Here is a 25211-nt window from a genome sequence, read left to right as displayed (position 1 = left end):
ATATATTATATTTTCTTGCGTATCTGCCTTTTCAAACATACATCAGGAAAATCAGACAGGCAAGCATGCTTCATCTCAACATTTTAATGGTTTTCAATGGCATTACCTAACTGAGCCAAAAGCTTTATAGCATCTTCAGTATTACTTCTTTTTAATTCAACCTCAACTAATTTTGTTAATGCATACTTTCTACCATCGTCTATACCATTTTTATCTAATACACTTAAGAAGTTTAGAGATGTATCCTTTATCTTTTCAACATCTTCTATAGATTCATATATATTAATCAAATCTTTATATGTCTCAAAAAGAACTGAATAATTACTATATTCTTCAGCCATATTCATAGCTAATTCCATTATCATCATACTTTCATCTACAAGCCCTTGCTTAAAAAACACCTTCCCTTTTATATTTAATATATAAGGGAGAGTCATCTTATCTGTTCTATTTTTTATTTTTTGAGCTAAATTTATATACTTTATACTTTCCTGTAATTCATCACTCTCGTAATAATATTCACCCAGATTACTATACAGCATAGCTAGTAAGTATTGCTCTTCTTCTGAAAGTTCTTGTATTATTAAAAAGTAATCATCTACTGCTTCTTTTCTCTTACCTAGTTTATAGAATGAATTGGCTTTCAAAACTCTTGAATCTATCTTCAAACTACGTTCAGTATTATCATTAAACACAATGTACTTGTCCAAAATTTCTATACTCTCATTATATTTCTGCATATCAAAATATGTGAGAGCAAGGTTATAGCTAGCGTTAACAAAGCAGTCTTCAGAACCTAGCTCTTTAGCATAGTACATAGCTTGATTAAAATAAAATATAGCATCATCATATTCATTTCTTTTTAACTTACAAACACCCATCTGCTTATATACATATGGTTGCAACTCTTTCAATTTTAGCTCTTTAAGTTTTCCTAATGAATTTGAATAATTTATAAATGCCTTTGAATAATTCACCTCTTCCAAATACTTATCTGCATCTTTTTTATAGATTTCTGCAGTTATATCGTCTAAATTAAATTCGGTGGATATAAGCAATAATTCTTCAAATTGCCCATGCCTATTATTATCTTTCATTAATTCCTTACTACAATAGACCCTAGCATCCTCATAGGGTTCCCTAGAAAAATAGTCATCATCTAATTTTAGCTCTAACCCTACTTCTCTTCCCTTATCATTAAACTTTTCAGCTAGTATCTTTGAACTTGATTTACTTACTCTTCTTTTACCGCTTTCCATCATACTTATGAATGCTCTAGTCATATTACTATCTTCTAATTCTGCTTGATTCATATGAAATCTCTTTCTCATAAGCCTTATCTTTGCACCAGGATCGTAGAAATTCAAATTAATCACCTCGTATATGTTAATAAATAATTATATTTACTATTCTTCTGTAACAGTTTTTCTTCTTCTCTTTATAATCCAATATCCAATCAAACCTACAACTGCAACTACAACTATATAATCTGCAATATGTAACCATGAACGAATCTTAGTCCAGTTCTCTCCCATCATATATCCAGCATAACCTAAAACTATGCTCCATATTAAAGATCCAACAAAAGTATAAAATATAAACTTCTTAAAATTCATTTTACTTATCCCTGCTGGTAGAGATATAAAAGTTCTTATTATAGGTAAAAGTCTCGAAAAAAACGCTATCTTCTCTCCATATTTATTAAAATAATTGTCGCTCATTTCTAAATGAGATTTTGATAACCTTAACTTTTCTGCATATTTTTCAACTAAAGGTCTTCCCCCTTTAGCCCCAATATAATAAATAAATACTGATCCAAAAGTTCCACCTAAGGTTCCAATTATTATAACTAAGATAAGGTTTAGCTTATTGCCAGTATATGCACTTGAAGCTAGGTATCCTCCAAAAGGCAATATAGCTTCACTTGGTATAGGAATACATGCACTTTCTAATGCCATCAATGAAAAAACACCAAAGTATCCAAGTTTACCCAAAACGTATATAGCCCAATTTACTATGAATTCTATCATCTATTATCTCCTTATACTGAAATTTAACAAATATTCTAGAAATATTATGCCACAAACTTTAGCTTTAATCAAAGAATATGGTATGATTATGTGTAAAATTTATTATTAAATACTCCTATCTCCAATTATTGACCTATGTGTGGCATAAAATTCTTAAATCCTTAGATTTTCAAACAAGTATAAATTAAATTTCTATAGATGAACCCTATAATTATTGTTTACAAAATTAATAAAAAGGAATAATATAAAAGTGAGTAATCACTCATTTTTGAAGGGAGGATATTATGGTCCGAGAAAATAAGGAACAAATTATTTTAGAAGCTGCCATAAAGATTTTTTCAGAAAAAGGCTTTAGTGCAGCAACAACTAGTGAAATCGCTAAAAGTGCAGGAGTTGCTGAAGGTACTATATTTAGATATTTTAAAACAAAAAAAGATTTATTAACTGGTGCTATGGTAAAACTTGTTGAAGTTTTTAGTGAAATGTTTATAGTCTCGAGAATTAATAAAATTTTTAAAGATCATGAAGGAATGGATCCAAAGATTACCTTAAAGGCTATCGCTAAAGATAGACTAGATTTAATAGACAAACATTGGGACTTAATTAAAGTTGTTATTACAGAACTACAGTTTCATGATGATTTACGAAATTCGTTCCTAGAAAATATGGCTTCAAAAGGAAAATTACTATTAGAAAACTTTATAAAATCAGGTATATCTAGAGGTATATTTAGAGATATTAATCCTACAATAGCAGCTCGAGCATTAGTAGGTACTCTCGGCATTTACATCGTTCAAAGACAACTGGTTCCAAGCATGGTAAATATGAATGATGATGAACAAATTGATATCATTATAGATCTGTTCTTAAACGGCTTAAATAGAAAATAGGAGGCTTGTAAAATGATAAAAAAAGCTATTTCTTTTATTTTATTATTAACAACATTAAGTCTAGCAGGTTGTAGCACAAATAAAACTTCCAACAATAATATTTATACAGGCACTGTAGAATCAGAAAACTTTAATATATCTTCAGAAGTAACTGGAAAGATAAATGAGATAAACATATCAGAGGGCTCCACAATAAAGTCTGGTGATAAAATTGTTCAAATAGATTCAAAATCTTACGAAATTCAAAAACAACAAGCTGAGGCTACTCTAAAGATTGCTAAAGCTAAACAATCTGATATACCTGATGCAGCAAAAACTTCTATAAAAGAAGAAGCTCAAGGTGCAATAGATCAAGCTCAAGCATCTGTGGATTTAGCAAAACTCCAAATTGAAAAAACAACTATAACTTCTTCTACTGATGGCACTATAACTGACATATTAGTTCACAAAGGCGATCTAGTTACTCCCGGAATGAATGTGGCAAAAGTCACTGATTTAAAGAATAAATATATAAAAATATATATAGAAGAATCTAAAAGAAACAAGGTAAAACTAAACAACACCTTAACTATAAAATTTAATGATAAAACAGAAAAAGGTAAAATAACTTATATATCTGATCAATCTGAATTCACTCCAAAAAATATTGAGACTAAAGATGATAAGGAAAAAACTTTATTCGAAGTAAAACTAAAACTAGATGATAACAGTACAGCTACTCCAGGACTTATAGCAGATGTTATTCTAGAATAGGGGTGATATATATGAATGCTATTGAAGTTAATGGTTTAACTAAAAAATTCGGCAACTACACTGCCGTTGATAATATAAGCTTTAGTGTACCAGAAGGAAAGATATTTGGATTTTTAGGACCAAATGGTTCTGGCAAATCTACTACAATAAGAATGCTTTGTGGCGTACTTACTCCTACTGATGGATCTGCTCAAATACTAAATTATGATGTTACCAAAAATGTTGCAAAGGTAAAACAAAATATAGGCTATATGTCTCAAAAGTTCAGCTTATATGAAGATTTAACAGTTAATGAAAACCTAGATTTTTACGCAGGTATCTATGGGCTTACAAGTAAACAGAGAAATGATCGAAAAAAAGGTATAATTTCTATGGCTGGCTTAACTGGAAGAGAAAATGTACTAACTAAAAACTTATCAGGCGGTTGGAAACAAAGGCTTGCTTTAGGATGTGCTTTAATTCACAAACCTAAGATACTAATCTTGGATGAACCTACCGCTGGGGTAGATCCAGTATCTAGACGAATATTCTGGCAGATGATATTTACCCTAGCTAAGCAAGGTATAACAATACTAGTCACCACTCATTATATGGATGAAGCTCAAAGCTGTGATAATATAGCCTTTATATTTAATAGTAAACTCATAGCTTTAGGTACTCCTGAACAACTTATAAAGCAAGAAAATGCCTCTAATCTAGAAGATGTTTTTATCAAATATGTAGAGAAATCAACTAATCAAAAAGTTCAATCATCTTTCGAAGATTTAAAATTTTTAATCGGTGAAGAGAGGTCTTAGCTATGAATATACAGAGATTTTTATCCATAGTAAAAAAGGAGTTCATACAAATAAAAAGAGATAAAGCAAGCTTTGCTATAGCAATAATGATGCCTCTTATGATGATATTATTATTCGGTTATGCTGTAGTTACTCAACTGGAAGACATTTCTATGCTTGTACTCGATCAAAGCAATACTCCAGAAAGCAGAGAACTAATAAAAGGTTTTGAGAATACTTCTTACTTTAAAGTAGTAGGAAAGGTTCAAAACATAGATACTATTGATGATTCTATTGATAATGGTACCGCACATTCAGCTCTAATAATACCTCCGGATTATGCAGATAAGATTGCTAAGCATGAGAAGCCTACAGTTCAATTTATTGTAGATGGCTCTGATCCAACCACAGCAAGAACAGCTTTTAGCAGTGGTGTGATGGCAGCTCAAAGTCAAAGTTCTAAGTTGATAACAAAAGTAACCTCTAAAACACTTGTTACTAACAATACTTCTGGCATAGATATTAGCACTAAAGTCCTTTTTAATCCAACCTTGAGAAACCAAAACTATACCATCCCTGGACTTATAGGACTTATAATGCAGAATATAACTATAATACTAACTGCCTTCGCTTTAGTTAGAGAAAAAGAAAGAGGTACCATAGAGCAACTTATAGTTTCTCCCTTGAAATCTCCTGAAATAATTTTAGGTAAACTCGTTCCATATATCGTTATTGGATTTGCTGACTTTATTTATGCTTTAGTCCTAGGTATATACTGGTTTAATGTGCCTGTCGCAGGAAGTATTCCTCTGTTAATATTATTAGGTTTCGGCTTTGTTATTTGTGCTCTAGCTATAGGAATATTAATATCAACTATAGCCAAGACTCAACTTCAAGCTATGCAAATGGCCTTCCTTGCACTTCTTCCAAGCGTTCTATTATCTGGATTCGTATTTCCAAGAGAGGCTATGCCTAAGGTAATACAGTATATAGGCAATGTCATTCCGTTAACTTATTTCTTAAATATAATAAGAGGCATTGTACTAAAAGGTTTGGCAATAAACTATTTAGTTCAAGATGTGACTTTATTATTTATACTTGGTTTAGTACTTTTGACACTTAGCATAGTAAGATTTAGAAAAAAATTAGATTAAATTATTTTAGTATAAAAACTTTATAATTTTTAAAGAATAAAAAAAGCCTTTCAGTATTTAAATACCGAAAGGCTTTTACATTCAGATTAAAAGTCGTGCACCTCATGTCGACAATAATCTATGAGCGTTACCCATGCAGTTAGCTCAGGCCAGGCTGCTCCACGGCACACGACAGGAACCGCTTATCGCTGCTTCCTTCCGGACCTGACGAGGTTCACGGGCTGCCGTTGCGTGGGACCCAGCCATCAACACCACTTACATGGGGCAGGCCTCACAGATTAAGGCCTCGATGAGGAATTAAACCCTGCTGTAGCGGATTGCAGGTACAGGGCACCGCTAACTCCCCGTCTAGCACGACTATGGCGGACAGAGGGGGATTCGAACCCCCGGTAGAGTTTCCCCTACACACGCTTTCCAGGCGTGCTCCTTCAACCACTCGGACATCTCTCCATACTATTGATGTAATCTGAATGTATATTATTTAGTTGTCACGATTTTTATTATATCTGTTTATATAAAATTCGTCAACAGACAAATTTTATCCTTTAATAGTATAGGTTGTTTAAAAATGAGGCATATAGATAATGCCCCATTATATACTAATAAAATATCCCCTTTTTTCTTCTAACTATTGCAGTTATCATAATTATACCGAAAATTACACCTAACCCGCTGACTACTTGAGCAGTTCTCAGACCATAAGCCATATAAAGACTATCTGTTCTTAATCCTTCTATAAAAAATCTTCCTATAGAATATAAAATCATATAGCTACCAAGCACTATACCTTTATGGTTGTTCTTTCTCTTATATAGTATAAATAATAAGATCAAGCAAACCAAAACATTCCATAAAGATTCATATAAGAAGGTAGGATGATAATAAGTACCATCTATAAACATACCCTTTTGTATAAATTCAGGAAACTTGCTTATAAATTCCTTAGTAACCGGTCCCCCGTGTGCCTCACTATTAAAGAAATTTCCCCATCTTCCTATGGCTTGAGCTAATATTATTGAAGGTGCAGCAATATCTGCAAATTCAAAAAAATCAAGCTTTTTTATCTTTGTATATATAAATGCAGTAACTAGCGCAAAGATTACCCCTCCGTGAATTGCAAGGCCACCTTGCCTAATATTTATTATCTGATTTAAATTATTTTTATAATAATCAAATTCAAATACTACATAATATAATCTTGCTCCTATAATAGCCATTGGGAAAGCTATGATAAAAATATCCATAAGTTTATCGAAATCTGTTCCTTTTAGTCTGCAGGTGAAATAACCTAATGTTAAAGCAGCAAGAACTCCAAATGAAATTAAAAGACCATACCACCTAATATCAAGTCCAAATATATTAAATGCAACTGGATTCACTATAACCCCTCCTCTTTAAAATACATAGCCAAAGTTTACATTAATTTTATCATAAAAACAATAAAACTGTTAACTATTATTTTGTGAACTAATTTATATCTTTTAGGGTATCTACGAGCTTATCCGCTTTTAATAAATCCTTAACTGTAATATTATAGTATCCATCTGCTGAACCAAAAAATACATATGTTGATTCGATTTTATCTGAAGACTCAATAGGAAATAGCAATCTATCATATGTTATAGAATGAATAAAACCTTTTTTAGATCTGTACGATTGTGGTCGATTATATACAAACTCTAAAGACTCAGAACTATTCTTTATAAAAACTTCCTTTTCACTATTACTTATATCAGATTGAGAATTCCGTATAGTAAATCTCTTATTTGTTAATGTTAATATCTCATTATATCTCTTATCCTGTTTAGATATAGTTATTGATTTTTGCATTCTATGAACAACTATTTGATCTGGTTTAGGGATAGCAGGATAAAGACTTATAGATATTAAAGATATAATAAATAGACAAAAAACTATCCATATAAACTTTATTTTTTTCATCTTAACCTCATCGCATTTCCGTTAATAATAATTAATTTACTCTTATTACTTTAATATCGTAATTAACTTAATAAGATTAATATCTAATTATATATTTACTTTTAATTTTGATATATATATTGATTAGAAGGCTTTTTAGTTACTTCAATACCCTCCGCTTTAATAATAGGCACTTCAACAAGCTTATTACCTTCATAAACTGTAGTACTACTTAGCGTACCTTTAACCTGAACCCATTGACCATCATATGTTTTATCAAATTGAGATATAATTTTTATACCAATTATCTGAGAATCTGCTGCGCAACAACTCATTACACTCCTAGCTATTATAAACTCATTTTTATTCATGCTACTATTCTTATATACAAGCCCCTCTGTTATAACTTGACGCCCTTTAAACTTATCCATATTCTTTTCTATATCTTCTAAATAACAATAATAATTCTCGCCAATTAACTCTATTACTCCATCAGGAATCTTATCAAAATGATGATGATTGTCTCCGGTTACATCCCAATAACTCCTAGTTGAAAGCTTTATTCCCTTTAAATTAATCCCCTCAGTTCCCATATCTTTATTAGTAGCTAATCCTATTGCGAGAATTGCAGCTATAAATATAAAGTAATCTTTTCTTATTCCTCCTCTATCAGGTACAGTAAATATCTTAAAAAACTGTATGACTGCTATAACTAAAAGTACCACTATTGCGAAAATCAAGTACTTATTCATCTTAGGATGCACAAAATTAGCTATACCTGAGGTTCTTAAAAGATACATTAGTAGCATAGAGCTAAGTACCAAAATTAAAAACCATATAAGTTCGTTGATGTTGAATTTCTTCATAGCTTCACCCCCTAATATATTAAACAGGCAGCTATAAAACAAAGTGAAAATATGCAGAATAGCAGCTTAAATACAAAACCTTTCTTAAATGTTGAAAATAGCATTACTGTATTTTTTAGATCTATCATTGGACCAAGAATCAAAAATGACATAACTGCACCTAGGCTGAAACTTCCTAAAAATGTACTTGCAACAAAAGCATCAGCTTCTGAGCATAGTGATGATAAAAATGCAAAAAGCATCATTACTATTATTGATATAGGGATATTTTGTCCTACCATAGTTAGCTTGTCCCTTGGAATGAGTACTTGGCATAATGCTGCCAATGCTGCACCAATTATGAAGTACTTTCCTATATCATATAATTCTTTGGATGAATGGTTCAAGATAGTTAACAATTTTGATTTATTACTTTGATATCCACTACATCCGCAATTACATTTATCTTCTACAAAAAAACCTCTTTCAGATAGAACATTTGAATCTCCATTTAATATATCTATTATATATCCCACTGTAATTGCTATTATAAGTCCAAATCCAGCTCTATAAAGTAATACTTTTATACTTCCATTAAAAGCATAGTAAGTAGACATCAAAACAACAGGATTTATTATGGGAGTTGCAAGCATATATGTTACAGCGACATTTAGTGGCACTCCTTTCTTTATTAATCCTCTTCCAATTGGTACTGTTGCACATTCACATACCGGAAAGATCATCCCTACCAAAGCAGCTATTATTCCACCCAATATCTTATTCTTAGGTATTATTTTTTTTATAAGTTGCTCATCTAAGAATGTTTGTATAAAGGCAGATACTAGTGCACCAATTATTATGAATGGCAATGCTTCTAAAAATATGCTAGCAAAAATAAGTGAAAAATATTGAACTATTCCAATAATATTATTCATTTTAATCCTCTTTAAATAAATTTTTTAATTATAGTACAGTTTCTTACATCCTCATCGAGATTGATGGAACTATGACATCTTAATATATGTGCATGAAGGTTTATATCCTTTAATATCTGTTCTAATTCTTCTGCTTTCTTTGTCCCTACAAAATCACAATTATTTAATACAATTAAATCAGCAGCTCTAAGATTTGGAAGGATCAGAGATGACATGTTCTTTAGAAACATATTCATCGTCACACAATCAACTACTGTGATTATCCCTGTAACCTTTATCCTTTTTCTTAAATTACCTGAATTTAAGAAATTTAAAAACTCATCTAGATTACAAACTCCGTTACATTCAATTACAATCCTCTTGGGATCGTGGAAGTTTATGCTATTTAGAAAACTTTTATAATCTAATTCTTGATTATTTTTATATTTCCTTAACACAACTTTTTTCTTATTTAACAATCCTTCAGGCAGCTGAGCTCTGCCATTTTCACATTGTATTATTAGTATTTCAGAACCTTCTTTATTTGATATATCAATAAAGGACTGGAGAAACGATGTTTTTCCAGCACTCAAAAAACCAGTAATAAGTTCTACTTCAATTTTCTTTAGCATTTTTCCCTCCTAGAACAATCAATTTTATAAATGAGAAGAAAATAGTTCTTCTATCATTGGCCTATTCAAATCTATTCCTATTACAGAAACTCGTCTTGAATCTTTAACTTTTATATAATTTATACTTATATAGTCATGAATATAATCAAATTGGATCCACTTATCATCAGTCAATTCAATAATTCCTTTAGCTCTTATAATAAACCCAACAGCTCTCTCATCCTTGAATTTCTCTAATATAATTTTAATCTCATCAACAGTAAATCTATCTGTAATTTCTTTAGACCAAACTTCAAATACATCCTTTGCAGTACTATTAGTAGTTGTTCTAGAATCCCTTATAACATGTGTAATATTTAAAGTCTTTTTTGCCTGATTAGAGTCTCTCATTAAATCTTCTAATCTTTGCTCGCAAACAGTTAGTATTCTTTGAGAAGATAATCTCTCCCAAGGAGTTGTTATTATAGAACATCTTGGATTTATCTTTCTTATTGCCATCACTACGTGAGTGAATTCCTGATCACTGGTATTTTGAGTTCTACTAAGTATTACAGTCCTCGCATTGACTATTTGATTTGTATAAAACTCTCCGAAATTAGTTATATACATATCAAAATTCTTTATATCAACTACTACAGCCTGGATGTTTATTTTCTTATTAACTATGGTATCGCATGTCCTAATAAGAGAAACTACTTTTGATAGTTTGGCTACACCCGATGGCTCTATAATTAATCTATCTGGATTATACTCCTTTAAAATTTCATCAATACCTTTAACAAAATCATTAGCTATGCTACAGCATATACAACCGGATACAAGTTCTTTTACTTTTATATCATTTTCACAGAGTAAAGCACCATCTATACCTACTTCACCATATTCATTTTCTATAATTACTACTCTTTCCTTATATAGCTGTTCACTGATAAGTTTTTTTATCAAGGTAGTCTTACCTGACCCTAAGAAGCCTGAAATTATGTCAATCTTCATTTATAATGTCCCCCTTATATATTTCTTAGGAAATAGAAGGCTTAAATATAAATTGAGTTTAAAACTAGATACATCTATAATTACCCATTTTATTGCCTTAATAATTATATTCATCTTATATAATTATTTATACTAATCTAATGTATTTAAAATTATATATATTATATTGATGTATCATCTCGTAATAAAATATATTATTTTTAAATTCTCTCACCAAAATCAGTGAGAGTTTTAAAAATAGATTTCGGTTCGAAGTGATACTTCTATAGATAAATATAAAGTTTCTATAATAATATTATGTAACCTAAATAAAAGCATTTGGTTTTTAAAATTTTAGCATTAGTGCTCAATTGTTAACATAATTATTTTATTTTTGTAAACATAAGATAATCAAAGCTTTTGCTAAATCCACAAAGATATTTTGGTTTTTTAACCAAATTCTCATTAAAATGGAACTTTATATATTTGTTTGAAAGATATAATATAAATTAAACTCTTTAATCTGTTAACTTAAACCATTGTATTACTGTGGTTTAAATATTCTCTGGCCAAGAATTTTGGGGCAATAATTCTGGTTTAAGGGACATTGATTTAGAGTCATAAACAAATCTATAAAAAGGGGGAACTAAAATGAAGAAAAAAATCATTTCATCTCTAATAGCTTTATCAGTAATTACCACATATGCGGTACAAGCTAAAGCATTAGAACCAAGTATCAATACTAATGATAAAAAATCAGAAATAATGGACAAGCTTTCTAAATTAAGCGAGGGAAAGTTGAAGACTGATCTTCATAAAAGCAATGAAAAGGACGGGAAGTTACATGTCTTTGTTTCAGGAAAACTTTCAGAGAAGCAAAATATTGATGAGAAGTCTGCTTTAACATTCCTTGAAGACAACAGAGCTTTGTTTGGTGTAAAAGGTGATTCTAATAACTTTAAGATTCTATCAATTAATAAGGATAACTTAGGGTTTACTAATGTAAAAGCCGCTCAATTAATGAATGGTATACCAGTAAGAGGTGCAGAAATCTTAGTTCAATTTAACAAGGATGGTATTGTCTCTAATGTATCTGGTTCTGTAGCTAATGATATAGATTCTCCAAAATCACTAGTAGCTTCCACCATTACAGATAAACAGGCTATTGATATAGCAAAAAAGCAATTCAAATTTAATTCTTTAAGCAAAGACCCTACTGTTGAAAAACAAATAATTGTATTAAACAACAAAGCTTATGAGACCTATAAAGTTAATATCTATTATTTAGACCCTGAAATAGCCAACTGGGATGTATTTATCGATACAAATTCAGGAAGTGTAATTGACAAACAAAGTAAGATAAGATTTGATGGAGCTGCTACCGGAACAGGAACTTCAGTAGATGGAAGTAGTAAACCATTAAACTTATATCTTTCTGGATCATCATACCAAATGATAGATACAACTAAACCAATGACCGGTCAAATAAAAACTTATACTGCAAATAACAAACAGGTAGAACCAGGAACTCTAGTAGTTAATAGTTCTTCTACATTCAATACAACAGCTTTTAAAGCATCTGTAAGCGCCCATTATTTTGCAGGAGTAGTTTATGATTTCTACAAAAACCTTCTTGGAAGAAATAGTATAGATAATAATGGTATGTCAATAATCTCAACAACACACTACGACACAGCCTATAATAATGCTTATTGGGATGGCAACCAGATGGTTTATGGTGATGGTGATGGTACCACTTTTACCTACCTTAGTGGTGATTTAGATGTAATAGGTCATGAATTAACCCACGGAGTAACTCAATATACTGCTAATCTTAACTATCAAGATGAACCAGGTGCCTTAAATGAATCAATGTCAGATGTATTAGGTGTTTTAATCGAAACTTATGATAAGTATAATGTTAAGAGCGGAGGAACATGGCAGTTCAACTCAGCTGACTGGGTAGTAGGAGATGATGTATATACTCCTGGAACTGCTGGCGATGCGCTAAGAAGCCTGGCTAACCCTACGTTATATGGACAACCAGCTACCTATAGTAACTATGTTCATACTACAAGTGATTACGGCGGAGTTCATACTAACAGTGGTATAACTAATAAAGCTGCATATCTTGTTGCTCAAACTCTTGGTTGCGAAAAAACTTCTAAGATATACTATAGAGGATTAACTACCTATATGACTGCATCAACAGATTTCCTTGGTGCTAGAAATGCTCTAGCAAAAGCTGCAACCGACTTATATGGTGCTTCTAGCGCAGAAGTAACAGCAGTAAATAATGCATTTACAACTGTTGGAATAGGTTCTACATCAATAAGTGATCCATATGAACCAAATGACTCTACAAGCCAAGCCTATGCTATAACTTCTGGCACAACTTATAGTTCATATATAGCTACATCAACTGATAAAGATTATTATAAGTTAAGTGCTACTGCCGGAAAAGCTATAAGTATAAACCTAACAAACCTACCAAAGGATTACGATTTATATCTATATAATAGCAGTGGTACTTTAGTTGCAAAATCAATTAATGGTTCCACAACTTCCGAAAGCATAAGTTATACCCCATCTACTTCTGGAACATACTATGTACTAGTATTCGGTTATAATAGTGCTTATAGTACCGCTACTAAATACAACTTAAAAGCTACTTTTTAAGTTGTAAATCCAATAAAAAAATCGCTAATGTGATTTCATTAGCGATTTTTTTGCTTATTTGCATTTCTGTACGTATGAGAGGAAAACTTAACATGCAAATAAATTCAGTTTCATATTTAATGCTATAAACTCATTATAAAGTCATCAAAAGCTTTTAACCCTTCTTTATCTCTCTTAAATACTCCTGCATGTTCAAGAACCTTTATAAACTTTAGTCCAACTTCTTGTTTAATTATTTTATCAATATTAGCATCATCTATCTTACTGTATTTACAAACTATATCTTCTGCCCACTTTTTATGCTTAAATATATTAGAATCCTCTTTAATATCTTGTATTTTCTCTTTATTTATTAAATATCCTTCTAATTCCTTCAACTCATCTTTCAATCTAGGTGGAAGTACTGCGAGTCCCATTACTTCTATAAGCCCTATATTTTCTTTCTTAATGTGATGAAGTTCTTCATGTGGATGAAAAATTCCAAATGGATACTCCTTAGAAGTCCTATTATTTCTGAGTACTAAATCAATTTCGAATAAATCTCCTCTTCTTCTAGCAATAGGGGTTATTGTGTTATGAGGTACATTTTCTGTAAATGCAATAACGCCTACTAAATCATCAGAATAACTTTTCCACTTAGTCAAAACATAATCAGAAAAATCCATTAGCTTCTCTATGCTATTTGATTGTAATCTAATAACACTCATTGGCCATTTTACTCTTCCAATTGATATTTCCTCAAAACCTTTAATTGTATAACTTTTTTCAATAGGAGCTACAGCCATTGCAAATTCATAGTTTCCACCTTGAAAATGGTCATGTGTCAAGATTGATCCTCCTACTATTGGCAAGTCTGCATTAGAACCTATAAAGTAGTGAGGAAACTTTTCAACAAATTGTAATAATCTTAAAAATGTACTTTCTGTTACCTTCATTTCTTCATGCTTACCTTTTAATACAATACAATGCTCATTATAATAAATATAAGGTGAATATTGCAGATACCAAGTTTCTTTATCGAGCTCTAATGGAATTATTCTGTGATTTTGTCTAGCCGGATGATTTAATGTTCCTTCATAGCCTTCATTTTCTTTACATAAAAGACATTTGGGATATGAGCTTGATGGAATACTTTTAGCCTTTGCTATTTCTTTAGGATCTTTCTCTGGCTTAGATAAATTTATGGTTATATCTATATCTCCATACTCAGTACTTACCTTCCAGCTCAAATTTTTTTTAATTCTATCCATTCTTACGTAATTAGAATCTATACTCAAATTATAAAAAAATTCAGTAGCCTTTTTCTTATCTAAATCATATAATGAGTAGAACTTTTGTATTACCTCAGAAGGTCTGCCTATAAGGCATCCCATAATTTTAGTGTCAAATAAATTCCTAGAAACAAACCCACTATCCTTTAAAATGTCATTATCTAATGCCCAAGTGAGTATGTTATCTAATATAGGCTCTAATTCCTCAAATTCTTCGCCTGCTTCAATACACCCAAGTTCTTTCAACTGCAATACTTCCATCAATCTATTTCTGGTATATATCTTATCTAGCGGATCTATTAATTCCTTATTTATAGCATATTCTAATAGTCTTTCTATTTCTTTTGAAATATTTATATCCATCTCTTCATATCCCCTATAATTTAAAGTAGCTTTTTATTCCTCAAAGCCGTTTACATGACTTTCATGGAATTTCCAAGCATCCGCTATTATCTCTTCTACATTATTATACTTAGGCTCCCAACCTAAGATATTTTTAGCTTTTTCACTAGATGCAATAAGAACTGCTGGGTCTCCAGCCCTTCTTGGACATACTTCCGCTGGTATTGCATGAGATGTAACCTTTCTAGCTGCATCTATCATTTCTTTAACAGTAAAACCACTGCCATTTCCTAAATTAAAGACATCACTTTGCCATCCATCTCTTAATTTATTAAATGCTAATATATGCGCATCAATAAGATCTTTTACATGTATATAATCTCTTATACATGTCCCATCCTTAGTTTCATAATCTTCTCCATAAATGCTTATCTTTTCTCTCTTATTTAGAGGAACTTGCAAAATAAGTGGAATTAAGTGAGTTTCAGGATTATGAGCTTCTCCTATTAATCCATTTGGATGAGCTCCTGCAACATTAAAATATCTAAGAGCTATATATCTTAAGCCATGTGCCTTATCAGCCCACTTCATCATCTTTTCCATAGCAAGTTTTGTTTCACCATAAGTGTTAGTAGGTTCTGTCTTATCTGTCTCAGTTATAGGAACTCTTTCTGGTTCACCATAAACTGCTGCAGTAGACGAAAATACTATCTTTTTCACATTATTATCAACCATTGCTTGAAGCAATACCTCAGTACCATGAACATTATTATTATAATACTTTAACGGTAATTGCATGCTTTCACCAACAAGTGAATTTGCTGCAAAGTGAATTACACCTTCTATATTATTATCTTTAAAAACCTTATCAAGGAAACTATATTCTCTTATATCTCCTTCATAGAACTTAGCTTCTGGATGTAAAGCCTCTTTATGTCCAGTCTGGAGATTATCGACAACTACAACTTCTTCTCCTCTTTCAATAAGCTCATACACACAATGAGATCCTATATACCCTGCTCCGCCACATACTAAAATACTCACAACAATCATCTCCTACATATTATATGGATGTTCCACTTAGTAATAAAGTTTATTATTTTTAAATTCTCTCACCAGAACCCGTGAGAACTTTAAAAATAGATTTCAGTTCAAAGCGATACATCTATAGTTAAATTTTTACTACTTCTATAATAGTTTAACAGTTGTCTTTATAATTTTCTAGCACCATCACCTATTTGAGCTACATAAAAAGTTGCTTCATATCCTATCTTATCTTTATAACTAGAGCCTACATTTTTAATAAATTCTTCTACAGCTTCATTGTTTACTATACTTACTGTACATCCACCAAAGCCAGCTCCAGTCATTCTTGAGCCAATAACACCATTTTGCGCCCAAGCAAGCTCTACTAGAGTATCAAGCTCTATTCCAGTAACTTCATAATCATCCCTTAGTGATATATGTGAATCATTCATCAATTTCCCAAACAATTCTATATCTTTATTGTTTAAAGCCTGAACAGCTCTTAAGGTTCTTTGATTTTCATAAACTGCATGCTTAGCTCTTCTTACATTAACTTCATCCTTGATTAGGTTTTTATACTTTTCGAATTCTTCTTCCCTAAGTTCACCTAAGGATTTTATATCTAATTCCACTTGTAAGTCTTTTAATGCTTCTTCACACTGACTTCTTCTCTCGTTATATTTCGAATCAGCTAATCCTCTTCTTTTATTTGTATTTGCAATTACGATTGATGAACCATCTATATCTAGCTTAGCATAATCATACTTTAGAGTATTTGTATCCAATAGAATAGCACAACCTTCTTTGCCCATTCCTATGGCAAATTGATCCATTATACCGCAATTTACTCCTATAAAGCTGTTTTCAGCCTGCTTGCTTAGTTTTACCATTTCTATCATATCTAAATTAAAAGCAAATAAATCTTTTAATATTACAGCAGTAGCAAGCTCAATTGATGCCGATGAAGATAAACCTGCACCATTAGGAATATTTCCATAAAAAAGCACATCTAATCCGCTATCTAGCTTATATCCATTTTCGACAAATGCCCATAAAACCCCCTTTGGATAGTTAACCCAATCATGCTCTTTTTTATAGGTTAATTCATCTAATTTAAACTCTATAATTCCAAGATCATCAAAGTTCTTTGAGTACATTCTTACTTTTTTATCTGCTCTTTTCCTTGCAACAGCATAGGTACCAAAAGTTAACGCACAAGGAAATACGTTACCTCCATTGTAATCAGTATGCTCACCAATAAGATTTACTCTTCCTGGAGCAAAATAAACTCCATCTCCTTCAGTTTCAAGAATAGACTTAAAGTCATGTTTCAAACCTTCTACCATTATAAATTCCTCCCATAATAATTTTAAAATATATAAATTTGCATCAATTTTATTTTCTACATACTAACCGAAAAGGTTATCATATTTAAATTGTATATCTTTTTTAGTAAAACTTCAATACTTTTTTACTTTTTTTTACTAAACTTTATTTACATCTATTTTACGTATCTATCTTTCTTCAACATACATAAAAAAAACATTTTTACATCCGATAGTTATTGTTATTATATACTGAGAAAACAAGCAAAGCATTTAAAACCTCCAGCTTTGGTTAGTATAAAACCTGAGCTCTTTCCTATAAATCAAAAAGTGATTTAACCTGAAGTTAACTTCAGTATTAAATCACTTTTAATATAAATCCTAAAGATTATAAATCTTAACTTTATTCTATAAAACCTTATTTAAGAAATCCTTAGTTCTAGCATTTTGAGGATTAGAGAAAATATCCTTAGGATCACCTTGTTCAACGATGTATCCGCCATCCATGAAAATAACCCTATCAGCAACTTCTCTAGCAAACCCCATTTCATGAGTTACTACTATCATAGTCATTCCTTCATTAGCTAGCTCTTTCATAACCTGCAATACTTCTCCAACCATTTCTGGATCTAGGGCAGATGTAGGTTCATCAAAAAGCATAATCTCCGGATTCATAGCCAAAGCTCTTGCGATAGCAACTCTTTGCTTCTGTCCTCCAGATAAATTGTCAGGATACTCATTTGCTTTGCTAGCAAGCCCTACCTTTTCCAAAAGCTCTAAAGCTTTCTTTTTAGCCTCTGCTTTACTCATCTTTTTTAGTTCAACAGGTGCCAATGTAATATTATCAATTACATTTAAGTGAGGAAACAGATTAAATGATTGAAAAACCATCCCTATCTTTTCTCTTATCTTATTTATATCAATCTTTAAATCACTTATAGCTTCACCATCTATCAATACACTTCCGCCATCTATATCTTCTAGTCTGTTTAAACATCTAAGCAGTGTACTCTTTCCTGATCCAGATGGACCTATAAGACAAAGCACCTCACCTTGACTTACATGTAAATCAATACCTTTTAATACTTCTAACTTTCCAAAATGTTTCTTTAATCCATTAACCTTTATCATTTTACACGTTCCTTTCCATTCTCTTAGAGACGATTGAAAGCAATGTTATAATCACGAAGTACATTACCGCTACTGTACCCCATATTTGTGTTGACTTAAAGTTAGATGCAATTATTATTTCACCACTTTGTGTAAGTTCTCTTATTCCGATTACTGATAATATTGAAGTATCCTTTAAGGATATTATAAACTGATTTATTATGGCAGGTGTCATTCTCTTTATAGCTTGAGGTAAAATTACCTTAGTCATAGCTTTAGAATATGGAAGTCCTAAGCTTCTTGCAGCTTCCATCTGACCTTTATCTAGTGACTGTATACCAGCTCTAAATATTTCTGCCATATAAGCTCCGGCATTTAAACTCAACGCCAAACATCCAGCAAATTCAGCTCCAATTTTTATATCCAAAGCACTAGGAATAGCAAAGTAAATAAAGAAAGCTTGTACGATAAGAGGAGTCCCTCTTATTATGTCAATATAAATAACTGCTATTGACTTTAGCACCTTATTTTTAGATATATTTAAAAGACCAAATACTATTCCAAGTATAGATGCAAAAAATAATGAGATAACGGTAAGCTTAATAGTTACCGTTAATCCACTTAATAAACTTGGAAGGCTATCTTTAATTATAGAAAAACTATCCATGTTAGAGCCTCCTATTACTTTTTGATATATTTTGCAAGTATTTTATCATATTCGCCATTTTCTTTAAGCTTCTTTAATCCCGCATTGAATTTATCAAGTAATTCTTTATTCTTTCCCTTAACTACTGCAAATCCATATTGATCTTTAGTTAATCTATCACCAACAACCTTTAAAGTAGGTGTAGAATCAGTTGAAATCTTATATGCTATAACTGGATAATCTTCAAAAGTAACGTCTGCATTTCCATTTATAACTTCTTGGAACATTGACGGAGAATCATCAAAATATCTTATAGTCGCACCATACTTATCTTTATTATCCTCTGCAAACTTAGAACCAGCTGTGCCCTTTTTAACAGCAAATATCTTACCTTTTAAATCATCTGCTGATTTTATCTTATCATTATCAGCCTTAACCACTATTGAAATACCTGCATCAAAATATGGATCTGAAAAATCTAAAGATTTCTTTCTTTCATCTGTTATGCTCATAGCAGCTATTGCAGCATCTATTTGATTTGAAGTCATACCAGGAATTATACCCTTAAAATTCATTGGCTTTAATTCATATTGGAAATTTTCACTTTTTGATATGGCATCAAGTAATTCCATATCTATCCCTATGTATTTTCCGTCCTTTTCATACTCGAACGGTGCAAATGTAGCATCTGTTGCTATAACATATTTCTTACTTGTTCCTTCATCTTTCTTTGAACATCCAACAAAAGTAGCCCCTAAAATAGTAACTGCGGTAATCAGTGCTAATGCTTTTTTTAACATTATTTTTCCCCCTCCATAATTTAAAAGACGCCCTTCAAAGGGTATAGAATACCCCTCAAAGAACGCCATTGTTCTTGATAGTAATTTATAATTCTTTGCTTAACATAATAATATTATATTTACAAAGTGCAGGTTGGTCAAGCAATTTATTCATTTTTTCTTATAGTAATATTTTCATATATGTATAAATACGCTTACATTAAATATTTGTGTACTTATTTAGAATGTTTTTCTTGTTTTATATATATATTAAAGTATAGTAACAACATAATATTTTGTCAGTAACAATTCATTGGAATTTTTTTGAAATTGTATTATAATATTATTAATGTTTATATTAAAACTTAGTGGGTGATTTTATTGTCTAAAAATATTAATCTTTTTAATGATAATATTAAGCTTAAAGATATATTTATCGGTTATGCCAATGGTGAAAGTGAATCCACTGAAAAAAATTTTTTGGACTTATTTTATATAAATAGCAATTACGATGAGATAATATCAAATAAAAACAAATTCATAATTTCAGGACGCAAAGGCACTGGAAAAACAATACTGGCTAAATACATCGAAAAGAATTATGCAAACAATGGATACCTATGCACAACTAGAAAAATAAATGATTTTAATCTTCAAAGTTTAATTGACCTAAACGAAACAGTCCTTCCTAAGAGCGAACTTTCAGTGTTCTGGAAATGGACAATCCTTCTAGAGATATGCAAATTAATATTATGTGGAAAGCCAAATCCACCTAATATAAAAACAAGATTTTACCATAATAGGTTGAAACACTTTTATTGCAATCTTTATTCAGATAGTATTTTTACGGTAAATTCTTATAGTAAAAGTAGTAATAATAAACTTGGTGGGATAGTTAAAATCCCTACTGCTTTAAATGAAATAAACACTTCTGCCGAAATAGCTTATAACATAACAAAAAACTTTCAGAAAAATAAGTATTATAATCTGCTAAACAAACTAGACTGTTTATTAAACAAATGTCTACCAAACTATAACTTAATATTGATATATGATGATTTAGATGAATTTCAGAGAAATATGCAAGATGATTTTTCATATATAGACTTACTGCTTTCATTAATTGCTGTCAGCAATGACATAAACTTAAAACTTGTAAATACTAATTCCTCCAACAGTCGAATACTCATATTACTTCGAGATGATATACTAAATATGCTTCATTTATATTCAGCTAATCTTAATAGACTTATTGTTGACTCAGAGGTGAACCTAAATTGGCCTAAAAATAATTATAAGGATCCTTGGGAGAATCCATTAATGGATATGGTATTATCTAAAATTTCTGTATCTGTAAAGGACTTTTCTAACATGAGCAAAGAATGTCTTTACAGAAGATTATTTCCTGAAAAAATAAATCATCAAGAGGCTTCTGATTATCTTATGGATTATAGTTTTGGGAGGCCAAGAGATATCATAAATTATTTAAACATTATAAAAAATACTTATCCCAATGCAAAATACTTTGGTTCTCAGCTTTTTACTAGTTGTAGAGCAACCTATTCAAGCAAGTTTTTAAATGAATTAGAAAATGAATTATCTATTCATAATAACCCAAAAGTAGTACAAGAATCTCTAAATATAGTAAGAGATCTTAAATATCAGACCTTTGACTATGCTACCATAAAAAACTTTTATACTAAGAATATAACCAATTATCCAAGTATAACCAGCATAGATAACTGTCTAAACTTTTTATATAAGTTCGGTGTTATAGGTAATACAAAGAATATAAGCAGAAATATCAAAAAACCTAAGTACAAAATAACCTGGTGTTATGGAGATGGAGGTTCATCTAATCCTAATTTTTCAGAGAAATTTATAGTTCATTATGCTTTGAGAAAAAACTTCGGTATATAGAATAATTAAAATAACAAAAGGCACCTTTGCAGGCGCCTTTTTTCACGGGCTCTTTCGTCCCAATTTTAACGGGCTCATTCGTCCCAGGATAACATTATTATCCTTCAATGTTTTATCTATATACAATATACTCTCGTACATTTTATATTGTTACCACTTTTAAAAATTATTATTATATTATATTTCCTACATAAACTTCACATTTAGTCTCAAACCAATTTAAATTATACCACTGCACTATTAATTTATTCAATATAAATTTACATTTTATTACTCTTAATATACTACTATATCAAACCATCTTCATTATAAAGCTTATACTTTCAAAATTTACTTACAACACAGAAGAGTTTTAAAAATGGTCGCCAGATTAAAGTAGTACATCTTTAACTCACAACTCTACATTTATATTATTAAAACTATTATAATATGAACATTTTATATTTCTATAAATTATCAAAAAAGTTGCTAAAGCGATATTGTTAGCTATTTTTTTTGCATATAAACCTTTTCAAGTATATATAATGAATTTTGCAAACTATATATTTTTCTTTAGATTTACAACGCTTGCCTTTCATTATTTCTTATAATAAAGTTTAGTTATATACATTTTGCTTTATTATAATTTCATATACACTAAATTTAAAGCTGCTACACCTTAACTCAGTATAACAGCTTTTTTATCACTAAATGCTTTACAAACTTATGCTTCGTCTTCAGTTCTTAACATCATACTTCTATATCTCTCATTTTTACTATAATAATTTTCTTCTAAAAACTTATGTGCTTTTTCAAAGTTATCCTGTCCATATATATATGATAACATTGAACATATACTAGACTTAAACCATATTGAGCAAAAACTTTCATCCAAAAGGAGAAGCTTAGGCCTGTTTTCATCAGTTTTATTTCCATCTGCACCTCTTATCTCAACTTCATCTTTTGAATTAATTAAGTAATCGAAATGAGCGAGCATTCCCTGCATTATCTTTTCTCCAACTTCAGAATTCTCGTTAGCTATTTGAACAAAATAGTATGACCATGCAAAAAGAACGTTTTCTTCTAAATTCATTCCAGCTACCTTATCACCTAAAGTAGATTTAAAATAATTGTACATAAAACCTGAAACCTTATTAGAATTCTCCTCAAACCTTTGAGCAAATAGGTTCATATCATAACCTACTAACATTTCTACCTTTTCCATTTCTATTCTCCCTCCATATATACTCAACAATAGGTACTAATTTATATAAAGTTATTTCTTTAAAGATAATTTATTTGACTATAAAAACAACTATAAAACCACATCACATATATAACTCATACATTATATAAATATCAAATTCATTATAAAACTTATATTTTAATATCAAGACTGAACATCTTTAATTATAGCACTTATATCTAAATAGTTTGTACACTTTTTATTACATTCCATCAAATGCTTGATAAATAAATTTTATTTGAAACTATCCTATCTATATCTCATAAAACTTCATATTAAATAATATATTTAATATGAAAGTAGCTTTATAAAACTTGGAGGTATGAAATGAGAACGATTTATCTAAATAACGCCTTCGCTTCTTACCCAAAAATACCTAATCTATATGAAAATATCTTTAAATATTTTAGAATGCTAGAATCAAATAGAAACTTTATAGGATATATAGAAGAAATAAAATCCATGATAGAAGAAACAAGAGGTCTTTTATGTAGATTGGTAAACTTTAAGAAAGATGGCAATGTAGTATTCACCTCAAATTCCACACTTGCAATTAATATGATCCTTAAGGGTATACTTAGTAAAAATGATCATGTTATTGTTTCATCTGTTGAAAATGATGTTATTATGAAACCCATAAATTCTATGATATATAACGGTCTAGACATTTCAAAAATCCCTTGTACCGAATCAGGAGAACTAGACACCACCATAATTCCTAGATTAATTAATAGGCACACAAAAGCAGTGGTTCTATCTCATGTTTCTAATGTATCTGGGACAATCCTTCCTTTAAAACAAATTGGTGATATTTGTGCTAAGTACAATTTGTTTTTCATCGTTGATGCATCTCAAAGTCTTGGAACTATTAACATAGACAATGAAGAAATCCATGCCGATGCAATAATTTTTAGCGGAAATAAGTACTTGCTAGGTCCAGAAGGTATAGGTGGTTTTATTGGTAGTGATAAGCTTATTGATAATATGTCTTCAGTAAGTAGCATCAATAATCAAGTTCCCCTTAATAGTATTGGTGCTATTAATGAAAAGCTTGAACTTGGAACCTTAAACTATATTGGTATCTACGGATTAAATCTTGCATTAAAGTTTTTACTCAATATAGGTATAGACAATATTAAATTTAAGACTGATGAATTAACTTCCTTGCTTATAAATGAGTTATTAAATATAGACAATCTACAAATTATAGGGAAACCTAATAACATCGATAGAAGTTGCATAGTATCATTAAAATTAGACTCTCTCAACCCTATTAATGTTCATGAAAAACTTTTAGAAGACGGAATTTATACTGGAGTGGGACTATTTTCAAACTCTTCTTATAATAAATTAATAAATGCTTTTCCTAATGGACTTCTAAGATTAAGTTTTAATTATTTTAATACATTAGAAGACATAATCATTGCCATAGACAAACTCAATAATATTATAAGAAATATCAAATATAACTAATCAACATTAAATGACCTAGATAAATAGAGTAACCAGTTATCCTCTGTTTATCTAGGTCATTTCTTTCTTCTTTCCTTGAAAAAATTACTAATTATTAAGCTACATCTCTCATCATAGCACCAATTAACCTGTACAAAAAAGCTTAGATTTGTATTTTGAGTCAGATTTATAATAGAACCACAAGCTCCACCATTTGGATCAAAGGTTCCTATATGAAGTTTCGATAGTCTACTTTGTATTATAGCTCCAGCACACATAACACAAGGCTCTAAGGTCACAAACATTTCACATCCACTTAGTCTCCACGACCCGAGATGCTTAGAAGCTTCTTCAATAGCAATTATCTCAGCATGAGCTAAAGGGGATTTTTTTGTTTCTCTTAAATTATGTCCTCTTCCTATTATAGTCCCATCTTTAACAACTATAGCTCCTACTGGTACCTCATCTAAATTTTTAGCTATAATCGCCTCTTTAAGTGCTTCCTGCATAAAGTTCATACATTATCATTCCTATCTTTAAATAATATAAT

The 25211-nt window shown here is 30.5% G+C and carries 23 protein-coding genes, 1 tRNA gene and 1 other RNA gene; 7 read left to right on the top strand and 18 right to left on the bottom strand.

Annotation, left to right across the window (positions count from 1 at the left end):
• Positions 1–83: 83 nt before the first annotated feature.
• Both OCU55_RS20940 and OCU55_RS20935 read right to left on the bottom strand, forming a co-directional pair.
• Positions 84–1367, bottom strand: coding sequence for a CDC27 family protein (locus OCU55_RS20940; RefSeq protein ID WP_261854234.1), 1284 nt, complete (start codon positions 1365–1367; stop codon positions 84–86).
• A gap of 39 nt (positions 1368–1406) precedes the next feature.
• On the bottom strand, positions 1407–2030 hold the full coding sequence (locus OCU55_RS20935; protein WP_261854233.1) for a DedA family protein: 624 nt from the start codon (positions 2028–2030) through the stop codon (positions 1407–1409).
• 284 nt (positions 2031–2314) lie between these two features.
• Here OCU55_RS20935 and OCU55_RS20930 point away from each other — a divergent pair, with 284 nt between their 5' ends.
• The 4 genes from OCU55_RS20930 to OCU55_RS20915 are packed head-to-tail and all read left to right on the top strand — an operon-like array spanning position 2315 to position 5603.
• A complete protein-coding gene (locus tag OCU55_RS20930; protein ID WP_261854232.1) occupies positions 2315–2920 on the top strand; it encodes a TetR/AcrR family transcriptional regulator in 606 nt (201 codons plus the stop codon).
• Between the two features lie 12 nt (positions 2921–2932).
• The gene (locus OCU55_RS20925) at positions 2933–3673 is read left to right on the top strand and encodes an HlyD family secretion protein (RefSeq protein WP_261854231.1); all 741 of its coding nucleotides are present in this window, start codon (positions 2933–2935) and stop codon (positions 3671–3673) included.
• Between the two features lie 11 nt (positions 3674–3684).
• The gene (locus OCU55_RS20920; RefSeq protein ID WP_261854230.1) at positions 3685–4470 is read left to right on the top strand and encodes an ABC transporter ATP-binding protein; all 786 of its coding nucleotides are present in this window, start codon (positions 3685–3687) and stop codon (positions 4468–4470) included.
• A 2-nt stretch (positions 4471–4472) separates the two neighbouring features.
• Positions 4473–5603: an ABC transporter permease gene (locus tag OCU55_RS20915; RefSeq protein ID WP_261854229.1), complete on the top strand. Its 1131-nt coding sequence runs from the start codon at positions 4473–4475 to the stop codon at positions 5601–5603.
• Positions 5604–5696: 93 nt separating this feature from the next.
• Here the strand turns inward: OCU55_RS20915 and ffs are convergent.
• The 8 genes from ffs to OCU55_RS20875 all read right to left on the bottom strand — a co-directional run bounded on the left by ffs (position 5697) and on the right by OCU55_RS20875 (position 10907).
• Positions 5697–5960, bottom strand: an RNA gene (gene ffs / locus OCU55_RS20910) — signal recognition particle sRNA large type.
• Positions 5961–5963: 3 nt separating this feature from the next.
• A tRNA-Ser gene (locus OCU55_RS20905) sits at positions 5964–6053 on the bottom strand.
• 149 nt (positions 6054–6202) lie between these two features.
• Complete coding sequence (gene lgt, locus OCU55_RS20900) at positions 6203–6982, bottom strand: prolipoprotein diacylglyceryl transferase (protein ID WP_261854228.1); 780 nt, start codon at positions 6980–6982, stop codon at positions 6203–6205.
• A gap of 88 nt (positions 6983–7070) precedes the next feature.
• Positions 7071–7544 carry a hypothetical protein gene (locus OCU55_RS20895; protein ID WP_261854227.1) on the bottom strand — a complete coding sequence of 158 codons (474 nt, stop codon included), beginning with the start codon at positions 7542–7544 and terminating at the stop codon, positions 7071–7073.
• Between the two features lie 101 nt (positions 7545–7645).
• Positions 7646–8389, bottom strand: a complete 744-nt coding sequence (locus OCU55_RS20890) for a TIGR03943 family putative permease subunit (protein WP_261854226.1) — start codon at positions 8387–8389, stop codon at positions 7646–7648.
• Positions 8390–8400: 11 nt separating this feature from the next.
• Positions 8401–9303 carry a permease gene (locus OCU55_RS20885; RefSeq protein WP_261854225.1) on the bottom strand — a complete coding sequence of 301 codons (903 nt, stop codon included), beginning with the start codon at positions 9301–9303 and terminating at the stop codon, positions 8401–8403.
• A gap of 11 nt (positions 9304–9314) precedes the next feature.
• Positions 9315–9914: a GTP-binding protein gene (locus tag OCU55_RS20880; RefSeq protein WP_261854224.1), complete on the bottom strand. Its 600-nt coding sequence runs from the start codon at positions 9912–9914 to the stop codon at positions 9315–9317.
• Positions 9915–9938: 24 nt separating this feature from the next.
• A complete protein-coding gene (locus tag OCU55_RS20875; RefSeq protein ID WP_261854223.1) occupies positions 9939–10907 on the bottom strand; it encodes a CobW family GTP-binding protein in 969 nt (322 codons plus the stop codon).
• A gap of 630 nt (positions 10908–11537) precedes the next feature.
• On the opposite strand from OCU55_RS20875, the gene OCU55_RS20870 reads away from it, so the two are divergent.
• A complete protein-coding gene (locus tag OCU55_RS20870) occupies positions 11538–13565 on the top strand; it encodes a M4 family metallopeptidase (RefSeq protein ID WP_261854222.1) in 2028 nt (675 codons plus the stop codon).
• A gap of 122 nt (positions 13566–13687) precedes the next feature.
• On the opposite strand, the gene galT is transcribed toward OCU55_RS20870, so the two are convergent.
• From galT to OCU55_RS20840, 6 genes are all read right to left on the bottom strand, one after another.
• Complete coding sequence (galT, locus tag OCU55_RS20865; RefSeq protein WP_261854221.1) at positions 13688–15199, bottom strand: UDP-glucose--hexose-1-phosphate uridylyltransferase; 1512 nt, start codon at positions 15197–15199, stop codon at positions 13688–13690.
• Positions 15200–15232: 33 nt separating this feature from the next.
• Positions 15233–16222 carry a UDP-glucose 4-epimerase GalE gene (gene galE / locus OCU55_RS20860; protein ID WP_261854220.1) on the bottom strand — a complete coding sequence of 330 codons (990 nt, stop codon included), beginning with the start codon at positions 16220–16222 and terminating at the stop codon, positions 15233–15235.
• Between the two features lie 167 nt (positions 16223–16389).
• Positions 16390–17550 (bottom strand): galactokinase, encoded by a 1161-nt coding sequence (locus OCU55_RS20855; RefSeq protein ID WP_261854219.1) that lies wholly within the window; start codon positions 17548–17550, stop codon positions 16390–16392.
• Between the two features lie 387 nt (positions 17551–17937).
• Positions 17938–18660, bottom strand: a complete 723-nt coding sequence (locus OCU55_RS20850) for an amino acid ABC transporter ATP-binding protein (protein ID WP_261854218.1) — start codon at positions 18658–18660, stop codon at positions 17938–17940.
• A 1-nt stretch (position 18661) separates the two neighbouring features.
• On the bottom strand, positions 18662–19306 hold the full coding sequence (locus tag OCU55_RS20845; RefSeq protein WP_261854217.1) for an amino acid ABC transporter permease: 645 nt from the start codon (positions 19304–19306) through the stop codon (positions 18662–18664).
• A 14-nt stretch (positions 19307–19320) separates the two neighbouring features.
• The gene (locus OCU55_RS20840; RefSeq protein WP_261854216.1) at positions 19321–20085 is read right to left on the bottom strand and encodes a transporter substrate-binding domain-containing protein; all 765 of its coding nucleotides are present in this window, start codon (positions 20083–20085) and stop codon (positions 19321–19323) included.
• A 360-nt stretch (positions 20086–20445) separates the two neighbouring features.
• Between OCU55_RS20840 and OCU55_RS20835 the strand changes: the two genes are divergently transcribed.
• Entirely contained in the window at positions 20446–21984 is a 1539-nt protein-coding gene (locus tag OCU55_RS20835; RefSeq protein WP_261854215.1) for a P-loop ATPase, Sll1717 family, read from the top strand.
• A gap of 703 nt (positions 21985–22687) precedes the next feature.
• Here the strand turns inward: OCU55_RS20835 and OCU55_RS20830 are convergent.
• Positions 22688–23188 (bottom strand): hypothetical protein, encoded by a 501-nt coding sequence (locus tag OCU55_RS20830; protein WP_261854214.1) that lies wholly within the window; start codon positions 23186–23188, stop codon positions 22688–22690.
• Between the two features lie 348 nt (positions 23189–23536).
• Between OCU55_RS20830 and OCU55_RS20825 the strand changes: the two genes are divergently transcribed.
• A complete protein-coding gene (locus tag OCU55_RS20825; RefSeq protein ID WP_261854213.1) occupies positions 23537–24682 on the top strand; it encodes an aminotransferase class V-fold PLP-dependent enzyme in 1146 nt (381 codons plus the stop codon).
• Between the two features lie 56 nt (positions 24683–24738).
• Here OCU55_RS20825 and OCU55_RS20820 read toward each other — a convergent pair whose 3' ends face one another.
• Positions 24739–25179 carry a nucleoside deaminase gene (locus tag OCU55_RS20820; protein WP_261854212.1) on the bottom strand — a complete coding sequence of 147 codons (441 nt, stop codon included), beginning with the start codon at positions 25177–25179 and terminating at the stop codon, positions 24739–24741.
• Positions 25180–25211 lie beyond the last annotated feature (32 nt).

The organism is Clostridium folliculivorans, from assembly GCF_024341905.1.
Taxonomy (GTDB): Bacteria; Bacillota; Clostridia; order Clostridiales; family Clostridiaceae; genus Clostridium_AR; species Clostridium_AR folliculivorans.
Note: the sequence above shows the minus strand (reverse complement) of the source record. Positions and strands in the feature narration are given on the sequence as shown.